Source organism: Streptomyces sp. NPDC059696 (assembly GCF_042733745.1).
Taxonomy (GTDB): Bacteria; Actinomycetota; Actinomycetes; order Streptomycetales; family Streptomycetaceae; genus Streptomyces.
Genome location: NZ_JBHWFG010000006.1, coordinates 89,580 through 107,323, shown reverse-complemented (window position 1 = coordinate 107,323; position 17,744 = coordinate 89,580). Strand labels below are relative to the sequence as shown.

14 protein-coding genes are annotated in these 17,744 nt (G+C 73.4%); 3 read left to right on the top strand and 11 right to left on the bottom strand.

Annotation, left to right across the window (positions count from 1 at the left end):
* Nucleotides 1–66: 66 nt before the first annotated feature.
* The 10 genes from ACFV20_RS08525 to ACFV20_RS08480 all read right to left on the bottom strand — a co-directional run bounded on the left by ACFV20_RS08525 (nt 67) and on the right by ACFV20_RS08480 (nt 13,287).
* Nucleotides 67–1,149: a Zn-dependent alcohol dehydrogenase gene (locus ACFV20_RS08525; protein WP_385653945.1), complete on the bottom strand. Its 1,083-nt coding sequence runs from the start codon at nt 1,147–1,149 to the stop codon at nt 67–69.
* Between the two features lie 48 nt (nt 1,150–1,197).
* Nucleotides 1,198–2,586 carry an aldehyde dehydrogenase family protein gene (locus ACFV20_RS08520; protein WP_385653944.1) on the bottom strand — a complete coding sequence of 463 codons (1,389 nt, stop codon included), beginning with the start codon at nt 2,584–2,586 and terminating at the stop codon, nt 1,198–1,200.
* A gap of 146 nt (nt 2,587–2,732) precedes the next feature.
* Nucleotides 2,733–4,064, bottom strand: coding sequence for an ABC transporter ATP-binding protein (locus ACFV20_RS08515; RefSeq protein ID WP_385653942.1), 1,332 nt, complete (start codon nt 4,062–4,064; stop codon nt 2,733–2,735).
* Nucleotides 4,065–4,262: 198 nt separating this feature from the next.
* Nucleotides 4,263–5,489 (bottom strand): class F sortase, encoded by a 1,227-nt coding sequence (locus ACFV20_RS08510; RefSeq protein WP_385653939.1) that lies wholly within the window; start codon nt 5,487–5,489, stop codon nt 4,263–4,265.
* Nucleotides 5,490–5,655: 166 nt separating this feature from the next.
* Nucleotides 5,656–6,243: a hypothetical protein gene (locus tag ACFV20_RS08505; protein WP_385653938.1), complete on the bottom strand. Its 588-nt coding sequence runs from the start codon at nt 6,241–6,243 to the stop codon at nt 5,656–5,658.
* Nucleotides 6,244–6,343: 100 nt separating this feature from the next.
* Nucleotides 6,344–7,657 carry an MFS transporter gene (locus ACFV20_RS08500; RefSeq protein WP_385653935.1) on the bottom strand — a complete coding sequence of 438 codons (1,314 nt, stop codon included), beginning with the start codon at nt 7,655–7,657 and terminating at the stop codon, nt 6,344–6,346.
* A gap of 23 nt (nt 7,658–7,680) precedes the next feature.
* Complete coding sequence (locus ACFV20_RS08495) at nt 7,681–9,132, bottom strand: CitMHS family transporter (protein ID WP_385653933.1); 1,452 nt, start codon at nt 9,130–9,132, stop codon at nt 7,681–7,683.
* Nucleotides 9,133–9,267: 135 nt separating this feature from the next.
* Nucleotides 9,268–11,535, bottom strand: a complete 2,268-nt coding sequence (locus ACFV20_RS08490; RefSeq protein ID WP_385653932.1) for a molybdopterin oxidoreductase family protein — start codon at nt 11,533–11,535, stop codon at nt 9,268–9,270.
* 538 nt (nt 11,536–12,073) lie between these two features.
* Nucleotides 12,074–12,694, bottom strand: a complete 621-nt coding sequence (locus ACFV20_RS08485; RefSeq protein WP_385653930.1) for a TetR family transcriptional regulator — start codon at nt 12,692–12,694, stop codon at nt 12,074–12,076.
* Nucleotides 12,691–13,287, bottom strand: a complete 597-nt coding sequence (locus ACFV20_RS08480; RefSeq protein WP_385653927.1) for a hypothetical protein — start codon at nt 13,285–13,287, stop codon at nt 12,691–12,693. Before ACFV20_RS08480 ends, ACFV20_RS08485 begins: the two co-directional genes overlap by 4 nt.
* 168 nt (nt 13,288–13,455) lie before the next feature.
* Between ACFV20_RS08480 and hmgA the strand changes: the two genes are divergently transcribed.
* From hmgA to ACFV20_RS08465, 3 genes are all read left to right on the top strand, one after another.
* The gene (gene hmgA, locus ACFV20_RS08475) at nt 13,456–14,832 is read left to right on the top strand and encodes a homogentisate 1,2-dioxygenase (protein ID WP_385653924.1); all 1,377 of its coding nucleotides are present in this window, start codon (nt 13,456–13,458) and stop codon (nt 14,830–14,832) included.
* A gap of 27 nt (nt 14,833–14,859) precedes the next feature.
* Entirely contained in the window at nt 14,860–15,606 is a 747-nt protein-coding gene (locus ACFV20_RS08470) for a GntR family transcriptional regulator (RefSeq protein ID WP_385653922.1), read from the top strand.
* Between the two features lie 195 nt (nt 15,607–15,801).
* Nucleotides 15,802–16,956 (top strand): type ISP restriction/modification enzyme, encoded by a 1,155-nt coding sequence (locus ACFV20_RS08465; RefSeq protein ID WP_385653920.1) that lies wholly within the window; start codon nt 15,802–15,804, stop codon nt 16,954–16,956.
* Here the strand turns inward: ACFV20_RS08465 and ACFV20_RS08460 are convergent.
* Entirely contained in the window at nt 16,953–17,693 is a 741-nt protein-coding gene (locus ACFV20_RS08460; protein WP_385653919.1) for a TetR/AcrR family transcriptional regulator, read from the bottom strand. The two genes, ACFV20_RS08465 and ACFV20_RS08460, sit on opposite strands and share 4 nt — an antisense overlap.
* Nucleotides 17,694–17,744 lie beyond the last annotated feature (51 nt).

Genomic DNA, 17,744 nt, shown 5'->3' with positions numbered 1-17,744 from the left:
GACCACGGGCCCGGGCATGCCGAAGGCCCCGGCCTCGCGCGGAGGCCGGGGTACGCGGGAGCCGGGCTAGAAGACGACCAGCGCCCTGCCGCCCTTGCCCGCCAGCATGTTTTCGAAGGCCGCCGGAATACCGTCCAGGGAGATGCGTTCGGTCACCAGCGCGCCCAGGTCGAGACGGCCCGCCCGGATGTGGCCGGCCAGGACCGGGAGGTCCACCGCCGGGTCGGAGTTGCCGTAGACGCAGCCGGAGAGGGTGCGGCCCCAGTGGAAGATCTCCAGGGCGTTGAAGGTGACCTGCTGGTCCTTGCCGCCGATGCCGACGACGGTGGTGCGGCCGCCACGGCGGGTGGAGTCCCAGGCCGCCCGGATGCTGACCGCGCGGCCGGCGCACTCCACGGCCACGTCCACGCCCTGCTTGCCGGTGAGGCCGCGGATGTCGCGGGCGGTGGTGTCGGAGGCGACGACGTAGTCGGTGGCACCGGCCGCCCTGGCGAGGTCCTCCTTCTCCGGGGACACGTCCACCGCGACGATCCGCGAGGCGCCCGCGATCCGGGCGGCCTGGAGGGCGGACAGACCCACTCCCCCGACGCCGAACACCGCGACCGTCTCGCCCTGCCGGACCCGGGCCGAGTGGTGGACGGCACCGTAGCCGGTGAGGACGGCGCAGCCGAGGAGGGCCGCGTCGGTGAGCGGGACGCCGTCGGGGACGGGCAGCGCGCAGGCGGCGGAGACGACCGTCTCCTCGGCGAACGCGGCGACGTTCAGACCGGGGTGCAGGTCGGTGCCCCCGGTGGTGCGGGCGTAGACGTCGGCGGCGCCGCTGAGGGCGTTCGCGCACAGCCACACCTCGCCGAGCGAGCAGGCGTGGCAGGCGCCGCAGGACGGGGCCCAGTTGAGGACGACCCCGTCGCCGGGCGCGACATGGGTGACGCCCTCGCCGACGGCGACGACCGTGCCGGCACCCTCGTGGCCGAGGACGGCGGGGACGGGCACGCGCATGGTGCCGTCGGACAGGGACAGGTCGGAGTGGCAGACCCCGGCGGCGGCGAGCCGGACGCGGACCTGGCCGGGTCCGGGGTCGGGCAGCTCGATGCCGGTGATCTCCAGCGGGGAGCCGACGGCGGGCAGAACGGCGGCGCGGACAGCCATGACGGTGGGAACTCCCTGGCTAGAACTGGCTGGGCTGGCTGGAGCTGGCTAGAACTGGAGGGACTTGGTCTGGAGGTACTCGGCCAGGCCGTGCACGCCGAGTTCGCGGCCCACGCCGGACTGCTTGTAGCCGCCGAAGGGCGCGAGGGGGTTGAAGCGGCCGCCGTTGATGTCGACCTGGCCCGTCTCCATACGGCGCGCGAAGGCCACCGCCTCGGACTCGCCCCCGGCCCAGACGGCACCGGCCAGGCCGTAGACGGTGCCGTTGGCGATGCGCAGGGCGTCCTCCTCGTCCTCGTAGGCGAGGATCGACAGGACGGGGCCGAAGATCTCCTCCTGCGCGATGGTCATGTTCTCGGTGACGTCGGCGAAGACGGTCGGGCTGACGAAGTAGCCCCTCTCGCGCGGGGCTTCGGGGCCGCCGGCGACCAGGCGGGCGCCTTCCGCGACGCCCTTCTCGATGTAGCCGCGCACCCGGTCCCGCTGCTTGGCGTTGACGACCGGGCCGATGCGGTCGCCGTACTTGGCGGCGGCCTCGGCGGCGAGCTCGACGGCCTGGTCGTACCGGTCGCGATGGACCAGCATCCGCGTCCAGGCGCTGCACGTCTGACCGGAGTTGGACATGACGTTGGCGACCCCGACGTTGACCGCCTTGGCCAGGTCGGCGCTCGGGAGGATGACGTTGGCGGACTTGCCGCCCAGCTCCAGCGCGACCTTCTTGATCTGCCCGGCGGCGATCGCGGCGATCCGCCGGCCGACGGCGGTGGAGCCGGTGAAGGAGACGAGGTCGACACCGGGGTGCTCGGCGAGGGCCTGGCCGGCGACCGGGCCGAGGCCGGTGACCAGGTTGAAGACACCGGCCGGGACGCCCGCCTCGTGCACGGCGTCGGCGAACAGGCGGGCGACCAGCGGGGTGTCCTCGGCGGGCTTCACCACGATCGTGCAGCCCGCCGCGAGGGCCGGGGCGACCTTGGCGACGATCTGGTGCAGGGGGTAGTTCCAGGGCGTGATCGCGGCCACGACGCCGACCGGCTCCTGGTGCACGACCGAGTTGCCGGTCTTCTCCTCGAAGGCGTACGTGGCCGCCAGTTCGGCGTAGGAACCCGCCACCGCGATCGGCACACCGGCGTGGACGGCCTGCGAGAACTTCAGCGGCGATCCCAGTTCGGCCGTGACGGTCTCGGCGATCTCGTCGGCGCGGGCCACGAGCACGTCCCGCAGGGCGGCCAGACGCGCCGCGCGCTCGGCGGGCGGGGTCGCGGCCCAGCCGGACAGGGCGGCGCGAGCGGCCCGTACGGCACTGTCGACGTCCTGGGCGGTGCCCGCCGGGACCGTACCGATGACCTGCTCGTCGACCGGGTTCACGACCTCGATCACGTCCGGGCCGGCGGCGGGGCGCCAGGCGCCGTCGATGTACATGCCGTCGTGTGCCTTCATCGCGCTTCCTCCGGGGGGCGGGGCGTCGTCGTCCGGCACATAAACTAGCGGCGATAGTTTTCTGGCGCCAGACACCACCGGTCACTGGCGCCAGACACCACCGGTCATGAGAGCACGCGGACGGTCCCACCCGGGTGTGCCGCTCCTCACTCCCCCAGGTCGGGCAGGCGGTCCGGGTGCGGGCAGATCCGGTCGCCGTGCTGATCGAAGACGAACAGGTGGGCGAGGTCCACGAGGAGCGGCACCTGCATGCCGTGACGGAGGGCCAGGTCCGGGGTGGTGCGGACGATGAGGTCGCCGGGCAGGCGCACGTCGGCGGTCGCGGGGGCGGCGGCCTCGGGACGGTCCACGGCGATCACGGGTCCGGCCCGCCCGGCCCCGGTCCGCTCCCGCAGCCGGGTCAGGACCGAGCCGTCGCGGCGGCGCCGGACGGGGCGGCCGGGGCGGGGGCGCGGGGCCTCCAGTTCGGGGACGACGGCCGGGCTGGAGCCGGTGTTGAAGTGGACGAGGATCTCGTGCCCCTGGAACTCCACGTGCTCGACCAGGCCGGTGATCGGCACCTCGCCCGGGCGGGCCGCGCTGTGCTTGGCGATCCGGACGGCCTCCGAGCGCAGCCCGACGATGACCTCGCGGCCCTGCTGGACCCGCAGCAACTGGTGGTCGAGGGAGAGCGGCTCGGGCAGGCGCAGGAACTGCTTGCCCAGGCTGATGGTCATCGCCCCGTCCAGCGGGGCGCGCACCAGGCCGCGCAGCAGGTTGATGCGCGGGGTGCCGATGAACGCCGCGACGAAGACGTTGCTGGGCAGCGCGTAGACCACGCGGGGGGTGTCGACCTGCTGCAGGACGCCGCCGCGCAGCACCGCGACGCGGTCGCCGAGCGACATGGCCTCGGCCTGGTCGTGCGTGACGTAGATCGTGGTGACGCCCAGTTCCTGCGTGAGCCGGGCGATCTCGGCCCGCAGATGGGTGCGGAGCTTGGCGTCGAGGTTGGACAGCGGCTCGTCCATCAGGAAGGCGGAGGGATGGCGGGCGATGGCCCGGCCCATGGCGACCCGCTGGCGTTCGCCGCCGGAGAGCTGACCGGGCAGACGGTCGAGGAGGTCCTCGATGCCGAGCATGCGGGCGGTGGCGTCGACGCGGGGGCGGGGGTCCGCGCTCGGATCCTCGATGCGCAGCGGGAAGCCGATGTTGTCGCGGCCGGTCATGTTCGGGTAGAGGGCGAAGTTCTGGAAGACCATCGCCATGTGCCGGCCGGACGGCGGCAGGTCGTTGGCGTACTCCCCGTCGAGCAGCAGCCGGCCCTCGTCGATCTCCTCCAGCCCGGCGATCATTCTGAGCACGGTCGACTTGCCGCAGCCGGACGGGCCGAGCAGCACGAGGAACTCGCCGGGCGTGATGTCCAGCGTCAGGCGGTCCACGACGCGGGCGCCCCGCGTGTAGGCCTTGCTCACGTCGTGCAGGGAGATGGCGCGTGTCATGAGGGGCCCCCGAGGGGTCATCAGGGCGCTGGTGCTCCCCGGTCGGAAGCCCCGTGCGGGTCGTACGGGGCTGTGGGTCACGGAAGTTAACGGAATGTGTGCGGCCTGGGGAAGAGACCGGACAAGATCGGGGGCTCCGGTCCATCTGGTGAGAAGGCGGACGGACCGGATCGGCCACCGGCCCGGGGCGGTTCCTGGTCAGTGGACGGCGGTGAGGTGGGCGAAGACGACCAGGTTCCCGGAGTAGCCCTTCCGGCGGTCGTAGGTGCCGCCGCAGGTGATCAGCCGCAGCTCGGGGCGGCCCCGGGTGCCGTACACCTCCTGGCTCGGGAAGTGGGCCTTCTCGTACGACTTGATCTTGTCGACGGTGTAGACGGCGATCCGCCCGTCGGCGCGCCGGGCCTCGACGATCCGCCCCGGCTTCAGCTCGGTCAGTCCCGCGAAGACGGCCGGGCCGCTGTCCGTGTCCAGATGTCCGACGGCCACGGCCGTGCCCTGCTCTCCGGGCGAGGCGCCGTGCCGGTACCAGCCGACGAGCTTCGGATCGTCGTCCGGCGGTGCGGTGAGGCGGCGGTCGCGGTCGAGGCCGAGGTCCATGACCGGGGCGTCGAGACGGAGGTAGGGGATGAGGAGGCGGGTGGCCCGGGACCGGGGCAGGGTGCGCGGGCCGGCCGGAGGCACCGTCTTCCGGGCGGCCCGGGCGGGAGCGGCGGGCTCGACCGCGGGGCGGCGCGGGGCGGCGGCAGCGGGTCGGGGGGTCGGGGCGGCGGGCGCCCGGGAGCGGGGGTGGCCGGTGGCGGCGGATCCGGCACGCCGGTGCGGGGCGTTGCGGGGGCCTGTGGTGTGGGGGGCGTCGCCCGGGCCGCTGCCCGCATCGGCGGTTCCCGGCGAGGCGGTCGTGCGGGTTCCGGCGGCTTCCGGCCGGGCAGCCGGGCCCTGGTCGGGGCGGGGCGCGTGGTCGGCCGTGCCCGTGCCGGAGCCCGCCGGGTGGGCGGCGGCGGTGAAGCCCGGCGGGAGGGCCGTGACCGTCGGGCCGGGCTCTTCCCCCCGGCCCCAGGAGACCCCGGCCACCACCAGCAGCGAGACGGCCACCACGATCGTCCGCGCCAGCCGGTAGGCACGCCTCCGCCGCCAGTGGCCACGGGAGCGCCGGGACCTCCCCCGGGGCGCACCGGCGGCCACCACGTACCGCCCGGCGGGGGCGGAACCGGAGACGTAACGGTAGCGGTAGCCGTGGTCGCGGGCGTAGCCGGAGCCCTGGCCGGAGGCGGAGGTGCGGGCGGAGGCGGAGCCGTAGCCGTAGCCGTGGTCGCGGGCGTAGCCGGAGCCCTGGCCGGAGGGGGAGGTGCGGCCGGGGCCTGAGCCCTGGCCGGACCCGTCGTCGTGGGCGGAACCGGAGCCGGGACCGGAGCGCCGCCGGACCACCGGAACCTCGTCGGCCCCGGCCCGAGCCGGCCGAACCGGCCGGGCGGGGCGAACCGACGAGGCGGCGCCGGGGCCGGCGCCGCCTCCTCGCCGCCTCGTCCCGGGGGCGGGCACGGGCGCGCCCCCGCCCCGCCCCGGCCGGGCGGGGCGATCCGCGGGACCCGGCCTACGCGGCGCCATCGGGACGGCGACGGAGCCGGAACCAGACCGTCCCCGCGACGGCGGCCAGGCCGACCGCTGCCGCGCCGGTGACCGGTGTGAAGGCCTCACCGCGCGCGATGCCGCCCCCGCCCGCGGGCGGGCCGCCGACCGGCGTGGTCGGCTTGGAGGTCGGGCAGTCGACCTTGAAGACCTTGAACTTGCCGGCGCCGTGGGCCTGGTCGGTGAGCCACGTCAGCTTGTACTGCCCGTTGGGCAGGTCGATGGCCGCGGTACGCCCCGCGCCGGTCGGGTCGGCGGTGAAGCTCCCCGTGCGGGTGGCGCCGCCCGGGACCTCGGGCTGGGTCTGGATGGTCCAGTTGACCTTCTCACCCGCGTCGAAGTTGAACGCCGCGAGGTAGAAGTCGCAGACCTTCGGGTCGTTGCGCTGGTTGACCACGGCCGTCGTGCTGGCGTGGATCTTGACGTCTCCGTTGTCCCCCGGAATGGGGGCGGCGACGGCGGACACCCCGCTCAGGGCGGTCCCTGCGAGGGTGAGGGCGGCCAGGACGGCGGTACGGGTGCCGGCTCGGCGCGCGAGGGGAACGACGGGCATGAACATGCCTCCAAGTCAGATGATTTACATACAAACACCTCGTCACCTGACTCTCTGTCACCTCACGGCCGAAAAGACCGCAGCACCGCCCTACGACGCGTCAGATATCGCTCTTCCGGCGCAGCGGCACCCCACCCGCGAAACCCTTCCGCCCCGTACGTCTCCCCCGGCCCGGGCCCGCCCCCTCGCCCGGCTCGTCAGACCCGCCCGGCTCGCCCGGCTCATCGGGCCCGTCCGGATCCTCCGGCTCCCTCGGTGTCCGGACGGCGACCCCGGACGACAGCAGCAACAGCACGCCCAGCATCACGAACGGCGCCGCCACCCCCGCGACCCCGGCGATCAGCCCGGCCGCTGCGGGCGCGGCGACCTGCCCGAGCCGGTTGCCGGTCAGCCGCAGGGCCAGGGCGGTGGAACGGGCGTCGTCGGGGGCCGCCTGCACCACCGTCGTCATCGACAGCGGCTGCCCGACCCCGAGGCAGAAGCCCAGCGCGACCAGCAGCAGCCCGAGCGCCCACACCGGCACCGGCAGGGCGATGCCCGCGCACAGCAGGGCCGCCAGCAGACAGGTGAGGGTCAGCAGCAGGGTCCGGCCGAGCAGGCGCAGCAAGGGCGTCAGCACCAGGCGGCAGGCGATCGTCGCCGCCGCGCGCAGACTCAGCAGGACACCGATCACGGACGGCGCGATGCCGCGGTGCTCGCCGACCACCGGCAGGTAGGCGGTCAGGATGTCCGTCGCGGACAGCACGGCCAGGCTGATGAGGATGCCCGCCGGCACCCCACGGGTGCGCAGGATGCCGCCGACCGGGACCCGGGCGCCCTTGTCCGCGCCGGACGCGGACGGCGTACGGCGATGCTCGATGCGCCACAGCGAGGTGAACGCGACCGCCGCGGTCGCGCCCGCCACGATCAGGGCGAGCGCGCTGCTGCCGGCCATGTCCTCGCCGCCGATCAGCGCGCCCGCGGCGACCGGGCCGACCAGCTGGCCGAGGGCGGCGCCGATGGTGAAGTGGCCGAAGTTGCGGTCCTGTTCGTGCGGCGCGGACTGGCGGGCGACGAGGGACTGCGAGCCGATGACGAAGCACAGGTGCCCGAGACCCATCACCCCGCTCCACAGCGCCATCGTCCCCAGGGAACCGGCGACGCCGCTGAGGGCGCAGCCGCCGGCGATGAGCACCACGCCGACCGGGAGCAGCGGCGCGCAGCGGCCGTGATCGGTACGCCGGCCCAGAGGCACGGCGGCGAACAGGGGCAGCAGCGCGTAGACACCGGCGATCACACCGACGGCGCGCTCGTCCGCGCCCAGCGCGAGGGCCCGGTAGGAGACGGCGGGCCGGGCCATCGACACCGCCCCCTGCGCGAAGGAGAAGGCGATGACGAGGCGGAGCAGCCAGCCGCGGTTCCCACCGGGCCTCACGATGACGTCCTCCATGAAGTGGCTCAGATGATCCCGAACAGCATGCCCGCGCCGAGGATGACCAGGCAGGTGAGGGCGGCCCACTTCACGACGAACCTGGTGTGGTCGCCGAACTCGACCTTGGCCATGCCGACCAGGACGTAGACGGCCGGCACGAGCGGGCTGGACATGTGCAGCGGCTGGCCGACCAGCGAGGCGCGGGCCATCTCCAGCGGGGTGACGCCGTGCGCGGCACCGGCCTCGGCGAGGACGGGCAGGACACCGAAGTAGAAGCCGTCGTTCGACATGAAGTAGGTGAGCGGCAGGCTCAGGATGCCGGTGACGAGGGCCATGTGCGGGCCCATGCTGCCGGGGATGACGTCCACCATCCACTTGGCCATGTGGTCGACCATGCCGGTGCCCTGGAGGACGCCGGTGAAGACGGCGGCGGCGAAGACCATGCCGGAGACGTTCAGGACGTTGTCGGCGTGGGCGGCCAGGCGGGCCTTCTGGGCGGGGATGTGCGGGAAGTTGACGGAGAGGGCGAGCGCGGCGCCGATGAGGAACAGCACCGGGATCGGCAGCCACTCCATGATCATGGCGGTGAGCAGGCCGACCGTGAGCAGCGCGTTGAACCAGTACAGCTTGGGGCGCAGGGTGGCCCGGTTCGGGTCGAGGCCCTGGAAACCGTCGTCGTCCGCGGGGGCTGCGGAGTCACCGGAGGCGGCGGAGCCCGTGGCACCGGCGGGGGCGTCCGTGCCGGTGACCGCGGCGGCCGTGCCGCCCTTGCGCATCGAGACCTTGCCGTCGCCGGAGGCACCGGAGCCGACGAGGACCGTCTCGGTCTCCTGCTCCTCCTCCAGCACCTCGTCCAGGGTCAGCACGCCCAGCCGCCGGCGCTCGCGCACACCGAGCACGTAGGACAGGACGAAGACGAAGAGCAGGCCGACCAGGAGCGCCGGGATCATCGGGACGAAGATGTCGCTGGCGTCGAGCTTCAGCGCGGTCGCGGCGCGGGCGGTCGGGCCGCCCCAGGGGAGGGTGTTCATCACGCCGTTGGCCATGGCGGCCACACCGGTCATCACGACCAGGCTCATCTTCAGGCGCTTGTACAGCGGGTACATCGCCGAGACGGTGATCATGAAGGTGGTCGAGCCGTCGCCGTCCAGCGACACGATCGCGGCGAGCAGGGCGGTGCCGACGACGATCCGCATCGGGTCGGCCTTACAGAACTTGAGGATGCCGCGGACGATCGGGTCGAAGAGACCGACGTCGATCATCACGCCGAAGTAGACGATCGCGAACATGAGCATCGCCGCGGTGGGGGCGAGGTCGGTCACGCCGTCGAGGACGTAGTCACCGAGCTTGGCGCCCTTGCCGACGAACACGCAGAAGAGCGCGGGAATCAGCACGAGCGCCGCGATCGGCGACATCTTCTTCATCATGATCAGGACCAGGAAGGTCGCGATCATGGCGAAGCCGAGGATGGTCAGCATGAGTGGATACCTAACGTTCGCCCTTGAACATCCCACCAGGGCCGGCGGTTCCCGAGACGTTAGGTCCCGTCAAGCAGCGTTAACAAGACGTTGACCTGCGAGCAATAAGCGCAAAACTGCTGGTCACAGCTTTACTCAGGTCAGAGCGGTGCGCGTTTCGGTCACGGCGGCGGGTGGGGCGGAGCTCGCGGGGGTGACCTCGACGGGCACTCCGTTGAGGACGGCGTTGCCCGACAGCGGGTCGAGGAGACGGCCGTCGAGGAGCTGGTTGACGTTGACGCCGGGGTCCGTGGAGGCATGGCTCAGGCGGGTGCCCGGGCGGTTGTGGCCCCAGCCGTGCGGCAGGCTCACCACGCCCCGCCGGATGGCGTCCGTGACCTCGGCGGGTGCGACGACCTCTCCCCCGGCGCCCTTCACGCGCACGGCGGCCCCGTCCTCGACGCCCAGCCGCTCGGCGTCCTCGGGGTGGAGGTGCACGGTGCAGCGGTTGGAGCCGCCGGTGAGGGCGGGCACGTTGTGCATCCAGCTGTTGTTGGAGCGCAGATGACGGCGGCCGACCAGGACGAAGCCCGCGGGGCGTTCGGCGAGGGCCGCGCGCAGACGGGGCAGGTCGTCCGCGATCGGACCGGGCAGCAGCTCCACCTCGCCGCTGCGGGTCTTCAGGGGCTGCGGCAGGCGGGGCCGCAGCGGGCCGAGGTCGATGCCGTGCGGGTGCGCGAGCAGCTTCTCCAGGCTGAGCCCGTCCGGTCGTACGCCGAAGCCGTCGCCGTAGGGGCCGAGGCGCAGCATCATGTCGAGCCGCCGCTCGGGGCCCGTGTCGCCGGTGAGCCGGCCGGCGAGCTCGCGCGGATCGCCGCCGTGGACCGGCGAGTGCGGTTCCGTGACCGCCTTGCCGAGGGTCTGGTCGATGACCATCCGGTCGACGTCCGCCGGGTCGGCTCCGTGCATGCCCGTGACGGCGAGGGTCAGCCGGGCGAGGATCTCCGTCTCCGCCATGCGGCCCGCTTCCAGCGGGATCGCCGGGCGGGTGTAGCGGACCTGGTTGCGCACGGCGAGCGTGTTGAAGGCGAAGTCGTGGTGGGGGCTCTGGGAGGGCGGGGGCGGGGGCAGGACGACGTCGGCGTGGCGGGAGGTCTCGTTGAGGTAGGGGTCGACGCTGACCATGAAGTCGAGCGAGTCGAGCGCCTTGTCGAGCCGGTCGCCGTCGGGCGCGGACAGCACGGGGTTGGCGGCCACGACGATCAGCGCCCGCACCGGCTCGCCCTCCTCGGTGGCGGTGTCGATCTCCTCGGCGAGGGCGGAGAGGGGCAGTTCGCCCTTCGCCTCGGGGTACCGGCTCACCCGGGAGTGCCAGCGTCCGAGGGCGAAGCCGCGGCCGGGGCCCGCGGGGCGCGGGGTCTTGTCGGTGGCGGCTTGCGGGAAGAGCGCGCCGCCGGGCCGGTCGAGGTTGCCGGTGAGGATGTTCAGGACGTCGACGAGCCAGCTGGCGAGGGTGCCGTGCGGGACGGTGCAGCTGCCGATACGGCCGTATACGGCGGCGGTGGGGGCGGCGGCGAGTTCACGGGCGAGGGTGCGGATGAGGCCGGCGTCGACGTCGCACGCCCCCGCGACGGCTTCGGGGGTGAACTCCGCGAGTTCCGCGGCCAGTTCCTCGACGCCCCGCACGTGCGGTGCCGGTGCGACGAGGCCCTCTTCGTAGAGCACCTGTGCCATCGCCGCCAGCAGCAGCGCGTCCGTGCCGGGCCGGACGGCGATGTGCCGGTCGGCGAGCTTGGCGGTGCGGGTGCGCCGCGGGTCGATCACGACGAGGGTGCCGCCGCGGGCCTTGAGGGCCTTCAGCTTGCCGGGGAAGTCGGGGGCGGTGCACAGACTGCCGTTGGACTCCAGCGGGTTGGCGCCGATCAGGAGCAGGTGGTCGGTGTGGTCGAGGTCGGGCACCGGGATGGCGTGCGCGTCGCCGAAGAGGAGGCCGCTGGAGACGTGCTTGGGCATCTGGTCGACCGTGGAGGCGGTGAAGACGCTGCGGGTGCCGAGCCCGGCGAGCAGGACGGGCGGGTAGAGGGCGCCGGCCATGGTGTGCACGTTGGGGTTGCCGAGCACGACCCCGACGGAGTTCGGGCCGTGGCGCTCCACGACCGGGCGGACACCGGCCGCGACCGCGTCGAAGGCCTCCTCCCAGGTGGCCTCGCGCAGCTCCCCGTCACGGCGTACGAGCGGCGTGCGCAGCCGGTCGGGGTCGGAGTCGACCGCGCCGAACGAAGCGCCCTTGGGGCAGATGAACCCCCGGCTGAACACGTCGTCGCGGTCCCCGCGGGCACGGGTGACGCGCGTGCCCTCGATGGTGAGCGTCAGGCCGCACGTGGCCTCGCACAGGGGACAGATACGCAGGGCGGTGCGGGACACGGGTCCTCCCGGGGACGGCGGCTACGGCGACGCGCTGACGCGCTGACGCGCCGAGCATACCGACCGGTATGCACGCTGGGGAGGCCCTGACGGAATCGAGACCGGCCGAGCACCTGGGCGGGACCGTCGAGGATCTTGGGCGAGGTCGGTCAGGGACCCTGGGCGAGGCCGGTCGAGCGATCCGGCGAGGTCGGTCGAGCGGTCCGGCAGGTTCGCCGAGCGATCCGGTAAGGCCCGTCAGGGACCCTGGGCGAGGCCGGTCGAGCGGTCCGGCGAGGTCGGTCGAGCGGTCCGGCAGGTTCGCCGAGCGATCCGGTAAGGCCCGTCAGGGACCCTGGGCGAGGTCGGTCGAGCGGTCCGGCGAGGTCGGTCGAGCGGTCCGGCAAGGCCCGGCAGGGACCCTGGGCGAGGCCGGTCGAGCATTCCGGCGAGGCCCGGCCGCGAGGCCCTGGCGAGGCCAGTCGAGCACTCCGGTCCGGCGAAGTCAGTCGAGCACTCCGGTCCGGCGAAGTCAGTCGAGCACTCCGGTCCGGCGAAGTCAGTCGAGTACCCGGGCGAGGTAGGCCCGCAGCATCTCCCGGGCCTCGTCGATGATCCGCTGCTCCCCCTCCGGCGCTACGCGGAACGCCAGGTGCACGAGGGTGTCCGCGGTCTCGACCGCTATGAGGAAGACGCGCCGCAGGTCCTCGTCGGGCTCACGTCCGAGGTGACCGGAGAGGAGCTCGGTGAGGCGGTCGGCGACGCGGTGGTTGGGCTCCGCCTGGCGGGCGCCGACCGGGATCTGGTTGCCGAAGTCGACGAGGGAGAAGCCGGGCGCGGTGCGCTTCATGTCCAGGTACTCGTCGAGGACGGCGTCCATGGCCGTACGCCAGCCCCCGCCCTCCCCGGCCTCCCGCAGACGCTGCGTGACGCGCTCGGAGTACCGCTCGAGGTTGCGCTGGGCCAGGGCGTCGGCCATCTGCCGCTTGTTGCCGAAGAACCGGTAGACCGAGCCGATCGGGACCGAGGCCCGCTGGGCGACGGCTCGCGTGCTCAGGCCGTCGTAGCCGACCTCGTCGAGGAGGTCGGCGCAGGCGTCGAGGATCCTGGTCAGGCGTTCGGCACTGCGCCGCTGCACGGGCGCACGACGGAGCGATGTCGCGTGGGGCACGGGCTTCATGATGCCCCGCGCGCGCGGTCCGGTGAACCTCGCCCCCCGGCCCGCCCGTCCTGCGTCCGGGCCGTGCGCCGGGCGGCGGCGTCCGGACTCGTTCCCGGGCCCGGCTCCGACGCGGTGATGTCGGCCGTGCTCTCCACGGGCTCGCCCTCCACCGCCCACACGGTGCCGTCGTCGGCGTAGAGACGGGCCGTGACGCGGTGCGTGCCGCGTGGCACCAGACGGGTGTCCAGCCGGTGCGCGGGGGTACGGAGCCGGGCCACGGGGCGGTCGTCGACGAAGAGGCGCGCGAGGCCGCGTCCGGCCACCGGACGGGCCGCCGCGCCGTCCGGCGAGAAGCGGAAGTTGCGCAGGGTCAGGTGGACGTCCCAGCCGCCGGCCGCGTCGGGCTGCACCTCGATCCCGACGCCGGGGGCGTCCTCGGGTCCCACCTCACGGTAGGGCCGCCCGTCCTGGTCCCGGTCCTCGAGGATCTTGCCGACCGGTGCGGGTGACGCGTCGTCCTTCCGGGCGTCGTCAGAGCCGCAGCCCGCGGATCCGGTCACGAGCAGGACACCGGCCACGAGCGCGGCCCAGGGTCTCCGTGTCCACGACATGTTCGGGAGCGTAGAACACCTGTCCGTCTCCGCGGATCATTCTCAAGTCGGGTTCCGGTCATCCGTGAAGAGGAGGGCGCGTGCCCCTCTTGCGTCGGGGAAATCGCAATCCTACGGTGTCGCATAGGAATCGGATGAGTCCGTCACGGCCGCAAGGGAGCAGCGATCATGGGCGATGGGGGCACCACCCGCGCGAGCACGTTCGAGCGCGGGGAAGCGCGGAAGACCGCCGAAGGGCTGGTCTACCTGTCCGGCTTCGGCAACGAGCACAGCTCGGAGGCGGTCCCGGGCGCGCTGCCCGAGGGCCGCAACTCCCCCCAGCGGGCCCCCCTCGGGCTGTACGCGGAGCAGCTGAGCGGTACGGCGTTCACCGAGCCGCGGGCCCACAACCGCCGCTCGTGGCTCTACCGCATCCGCCCCTCGGCCGCGCACCCGGCGTTCACCCGCACCGACAACGGCGCGCTGCGCACCGCTCCCTTCACCCAGACCGTGCCCGACCCCAACCGCCTGCGCTGGAACCCGCTGCCCGACCCGGCACCCGGGACCGACTTCCTGGCGGGACTGTGGACCCTGGGCGGCAACGGCGACGTCACCCAGCGCACCGGCATCGCCGTGCACCTGTACGCGGCCGACACCTCCATGGACCGGGTGTTCAGCGACGCCGACGGCGAACTGCTGATCGTCCCGGAGCGCGGCGGGCTGCTGCTGCGCACCGAGTTCGGTCTGCTCCATGTGGAGCCGGGACATGTGGCTCTGATTCCGCGTGGTGTCCGCTTCCGTGTGGAACTGCTCGATGAATCCGCCCGCGGCTATGTGTGCGAGAACTACGGCGCGCCCTTCACCCTCCCCGACCTGGGCCCGATCGGCGCCAACGGGCTGGCCAACGCCCGGGACTTCCGCGCCCCCGTCGCCGCGTTCGAGGACGTGGAGGGGCCGGTGGAGGTGGTGAACAAGTTCTGCGGCAACCTGTGGACCGCCACCTACGACCACTCCCCCCTCGATGTGGTCGCCTGGCACGGCAACCATGTGCCGTACATCTACGACCTGCGCCGCTTCAATGTGCTCGGCACCATCACCTACGACCACCCGGACCCGTCGATCTTCACGGTGCTGACGTCGCCGTCGGACACCCCGGGTCTGGCCGGCGTCGACTTCGTGGTGTTCGCGCCGCGCTGGCTGGTGGGCGAGGACACGTTCCGGCCGCCGTACTTCCACCGGAACGTGATGAGCGAGTACATGGGCCTGATCGAGGGCGCGTACGACGCGAAGGCGGAGGGCTTCGTGCCGGGCGGCGGTTCGCTGCACAACATGATGTCGGCGCACGGCCCGGACCGGGAGACCTTCGACCGGGCGAGCGCCGCCGAGCTGAAGCCGCAGAAGATCGACGACGGCCTGGCGTTCATGTTCGAGACCCGCTGGCCGCTCACCCTCACCCCGCACGCGGCCGAAGCGGACCACCTCCAGCAGCACTACGACGACGTCTGGCAGGGCCTCCAGCGGCACTTCCGCCCCCAGGGGGTCCCGGCAGAACCCCCCTTGCACTGATCATTTCCTGACGGTACGGATGGCCCCGTGACCTCCTTCGCCCCGGACTCGATCGTCCTGAACCGCAAGCTGCCGCTCTGGTACCAGGTGTCGCAGTCGCTGCGCGCCTCGATCCTCGGCCGTTCGCCGCAGGACCCGTTGCGGCTGCCCACCGAGGAGCAGTTGGCCGGGCACTACGGCGTGAGCGTGCTGACGATGCGGCAGGCGCTGAAGGAGCTGGAGGACGAGGGGCTGATCACGCGCCACCGCCGCCGGGGGACGTTCATCGAGCCGCACGCGCGCCGGGGTTCACCGGTGCGTCTGCTCGGCTCGGTGGACGCGATCGTGGCCCAGCAGTCCGGCATGACGACCGAACTGCTGGAGCACGGCAGCGCGCCGGTGCCCGGCGAACTCGCCGAGTACTTCCCGGACCTGCGGGAGGTGTCGACGTACCACCGGCTGCGCAGCGACGAGAAGACCGGTGAGCCCACCAATCACGCCCGCAACTACGTCCGTCCCGAACTGGCCGCGCGGCTCGACCCGGACGACCTCGCCCGCTGGCCCATGACCAAGGTGCTGCGGGACGTGGTGGGCGCGGACCTCAGCCGCATCACGGACACGGTGCAGGCGCGGCTGGCCGACCCGGAGACCGCCAAGCTGCTCCAAGTCCCGCTGCTGAGCCCGATCCTGCACTACACGGGCGTGACGTACGACAGCGAGGGGCGGACGCTGGACGTGGCCGTCATCCAGTACCGCGGCGACCGGTTCTCCTTCACGGTGACCCTGGATGCGTAGGCAAGGGACCGCGGACCACCGGGGATCGGCATCGGACCACCGGGAACCGGCATCGGGCCGTCGGGGGCCGGCATCGGGCCGTCGGGGGCCGGCATCGGACCGTCGAGGGCCGGACGCGGACCCTCGAAGGCCGGCCCCGTCCGCGCGGCGGAACCGCACAGGTCCCCGCCCCGCGCCCCTCGGACGCGTCGTACGATGCCCGGCGTGACGCACGACGACGCTCCGCCGCTGGCGGACCTCATGCCGTGGTCCGTCGCACCGCCGCGGCTCGGCCGGGGCTGGCCGGCGGCGCCGGACGCGGCGTCCCTGAAAGCCCGTTGGGACGCTCTGGTGAAGACCGAGGGGCCCGACCGCGCGTCCCTGTTCGAGCCGACCCGCTCGCGCACCCTGCACACGGCCGTCGGCCAGTTGCCCGGCCGGACCGGCAGCGGCACCGAGAAGCTGGTGCGCGCCTCGGGGCCCTGCCCGGAGCCGGTGCGCGTCCTCCTCGCCCCCTACGACGAGCAGTGGCTCATCCCCGACCAGCGGCTGATCGACGCGGCCCGCCCGGAGCTGTGGCGGGTGGCGGACGAGCGGCAGGTCTTCGTCGTGGAGGCACCCGGGACCGACCCGCCCCTGCTCGTCACCTCGCTGCTGCCGCTGCTGCGCCCCGGCCGGATCCGCCCGCTGTTCCGGCGCCCCGGCGGCCGCGAACCGAACCTGGCCCCGGGCCTGCCGGAGCACCTCGGTGCCCGCCTGGGCGCCGTCCCCACCCCGCTGGACGTCCTGGCCTGGATCGCGGCCACGGCCCGCCCGGACCTCACCGTCCCGCTCACCGGGGACCGGGCCGCGTGGGAGCGGGGCCTCGAACGGGGCCGCCGGCTGCTTTGGCTGATGCGCCGCGACGGCGACCGCCCCAAGCTCCCCGGCGGCCGCCGGCCCTACGTCCGCGCCCCGTTGCCCTCCCGCCCGCTGGAGCTGCGCTACGACCGGGAGGAGGAGGCCCTGTTCCTGGACGAGGGCCGTATCTCCCCGGTGCCGCCGCAGGCCTGGGACTTCGAGGCGGGAGGGGTCCACGTCCTCCAGGAGTGGTTCGCCACCCGCGTCGCGGTCCACGAGCCGGGCACGCTGGCGGCGATCCGTCCCGCCACCTGGCCGCAGGCCTGGACGTCGGAGCTGCTGGAGCTCATCACCGTCCTGGCGCTCCTGGCCGAGCTGCGCACGCCGCAGGAGCCGGAGGTTCCCGACCCGGTCACGGCGACGGAGCTGGCCGAGGCGGGCGTCCTCCCGGTGCCGGGCGCGGCCCGCCGCCCGGCGTCGGTGCTGGAGGGGCCCGAGGAGGGCCCGGAGGGTCAACTGGCGCTGCTCTAGGCGCCGCAGGGCCGTCCCCCCTGGCGCAGCTCGGGGTCGAAGGCGTCCAGGACGCGTTCGAGGGCCCGCCGGAACACCGCCTCCAGGTCGACCGGCCCGCTCTGCTCCATGAAGGCCGCGGCCAGCCGCGGATAGGCGCCGGTGGCGATCCGGCTGCCCAGGTAGGCCATGCGGACCGCGTTCTCCTCCTCGGCCGACCACGGCATGGAGCGGGCGCGTTCGGCGGTCGCGATGTCGTTCCCGGTATACGTCGTCACGACGCCGTTGAGCAGCGCGACCAGCTCCGTCTTCGTGCCGGCCGGTACGTCGAGCGGTTCGAGACAGGCCAGACAGTGCTCCAGGTAGCGCAGGGTGCTGGGGCTGAAGCCGAACACCCCCGCCATCAGGCGCGGCGCCCAGGTGTGGCGGCGCATGATGGCGCGCGTCTGCTCGGCGTTGCGCAGCATGTCGGCGCGCCAGTCGCCGGTGGGCTCGAACATCTCGTGCTCGGCACCGATGGCGTCGATCATCAGCTCGTACAGGTCCTCCTTGCGGGGGACGTAGTTGTAGAGCGACATCGTGCCGCAGCCCAGCTCAGCGGCGACGTGCCGCATGGTGACCCCGTCCAGCCCCTCGGCGTCGGCGATCCGCACGGCCGCCGCCGCGATGTCGGCGCGGGTGAACGCCGGTTTCGGCCCACGGCCGGTGCGCTCGGGGCGCGCCCAGATCACTTCGGGTACGGCAGCTCGGCCCGCCATCGGTCATCACCTCGGCCACCATCCTAGTTACGTACACCGTACGTAGTGCGC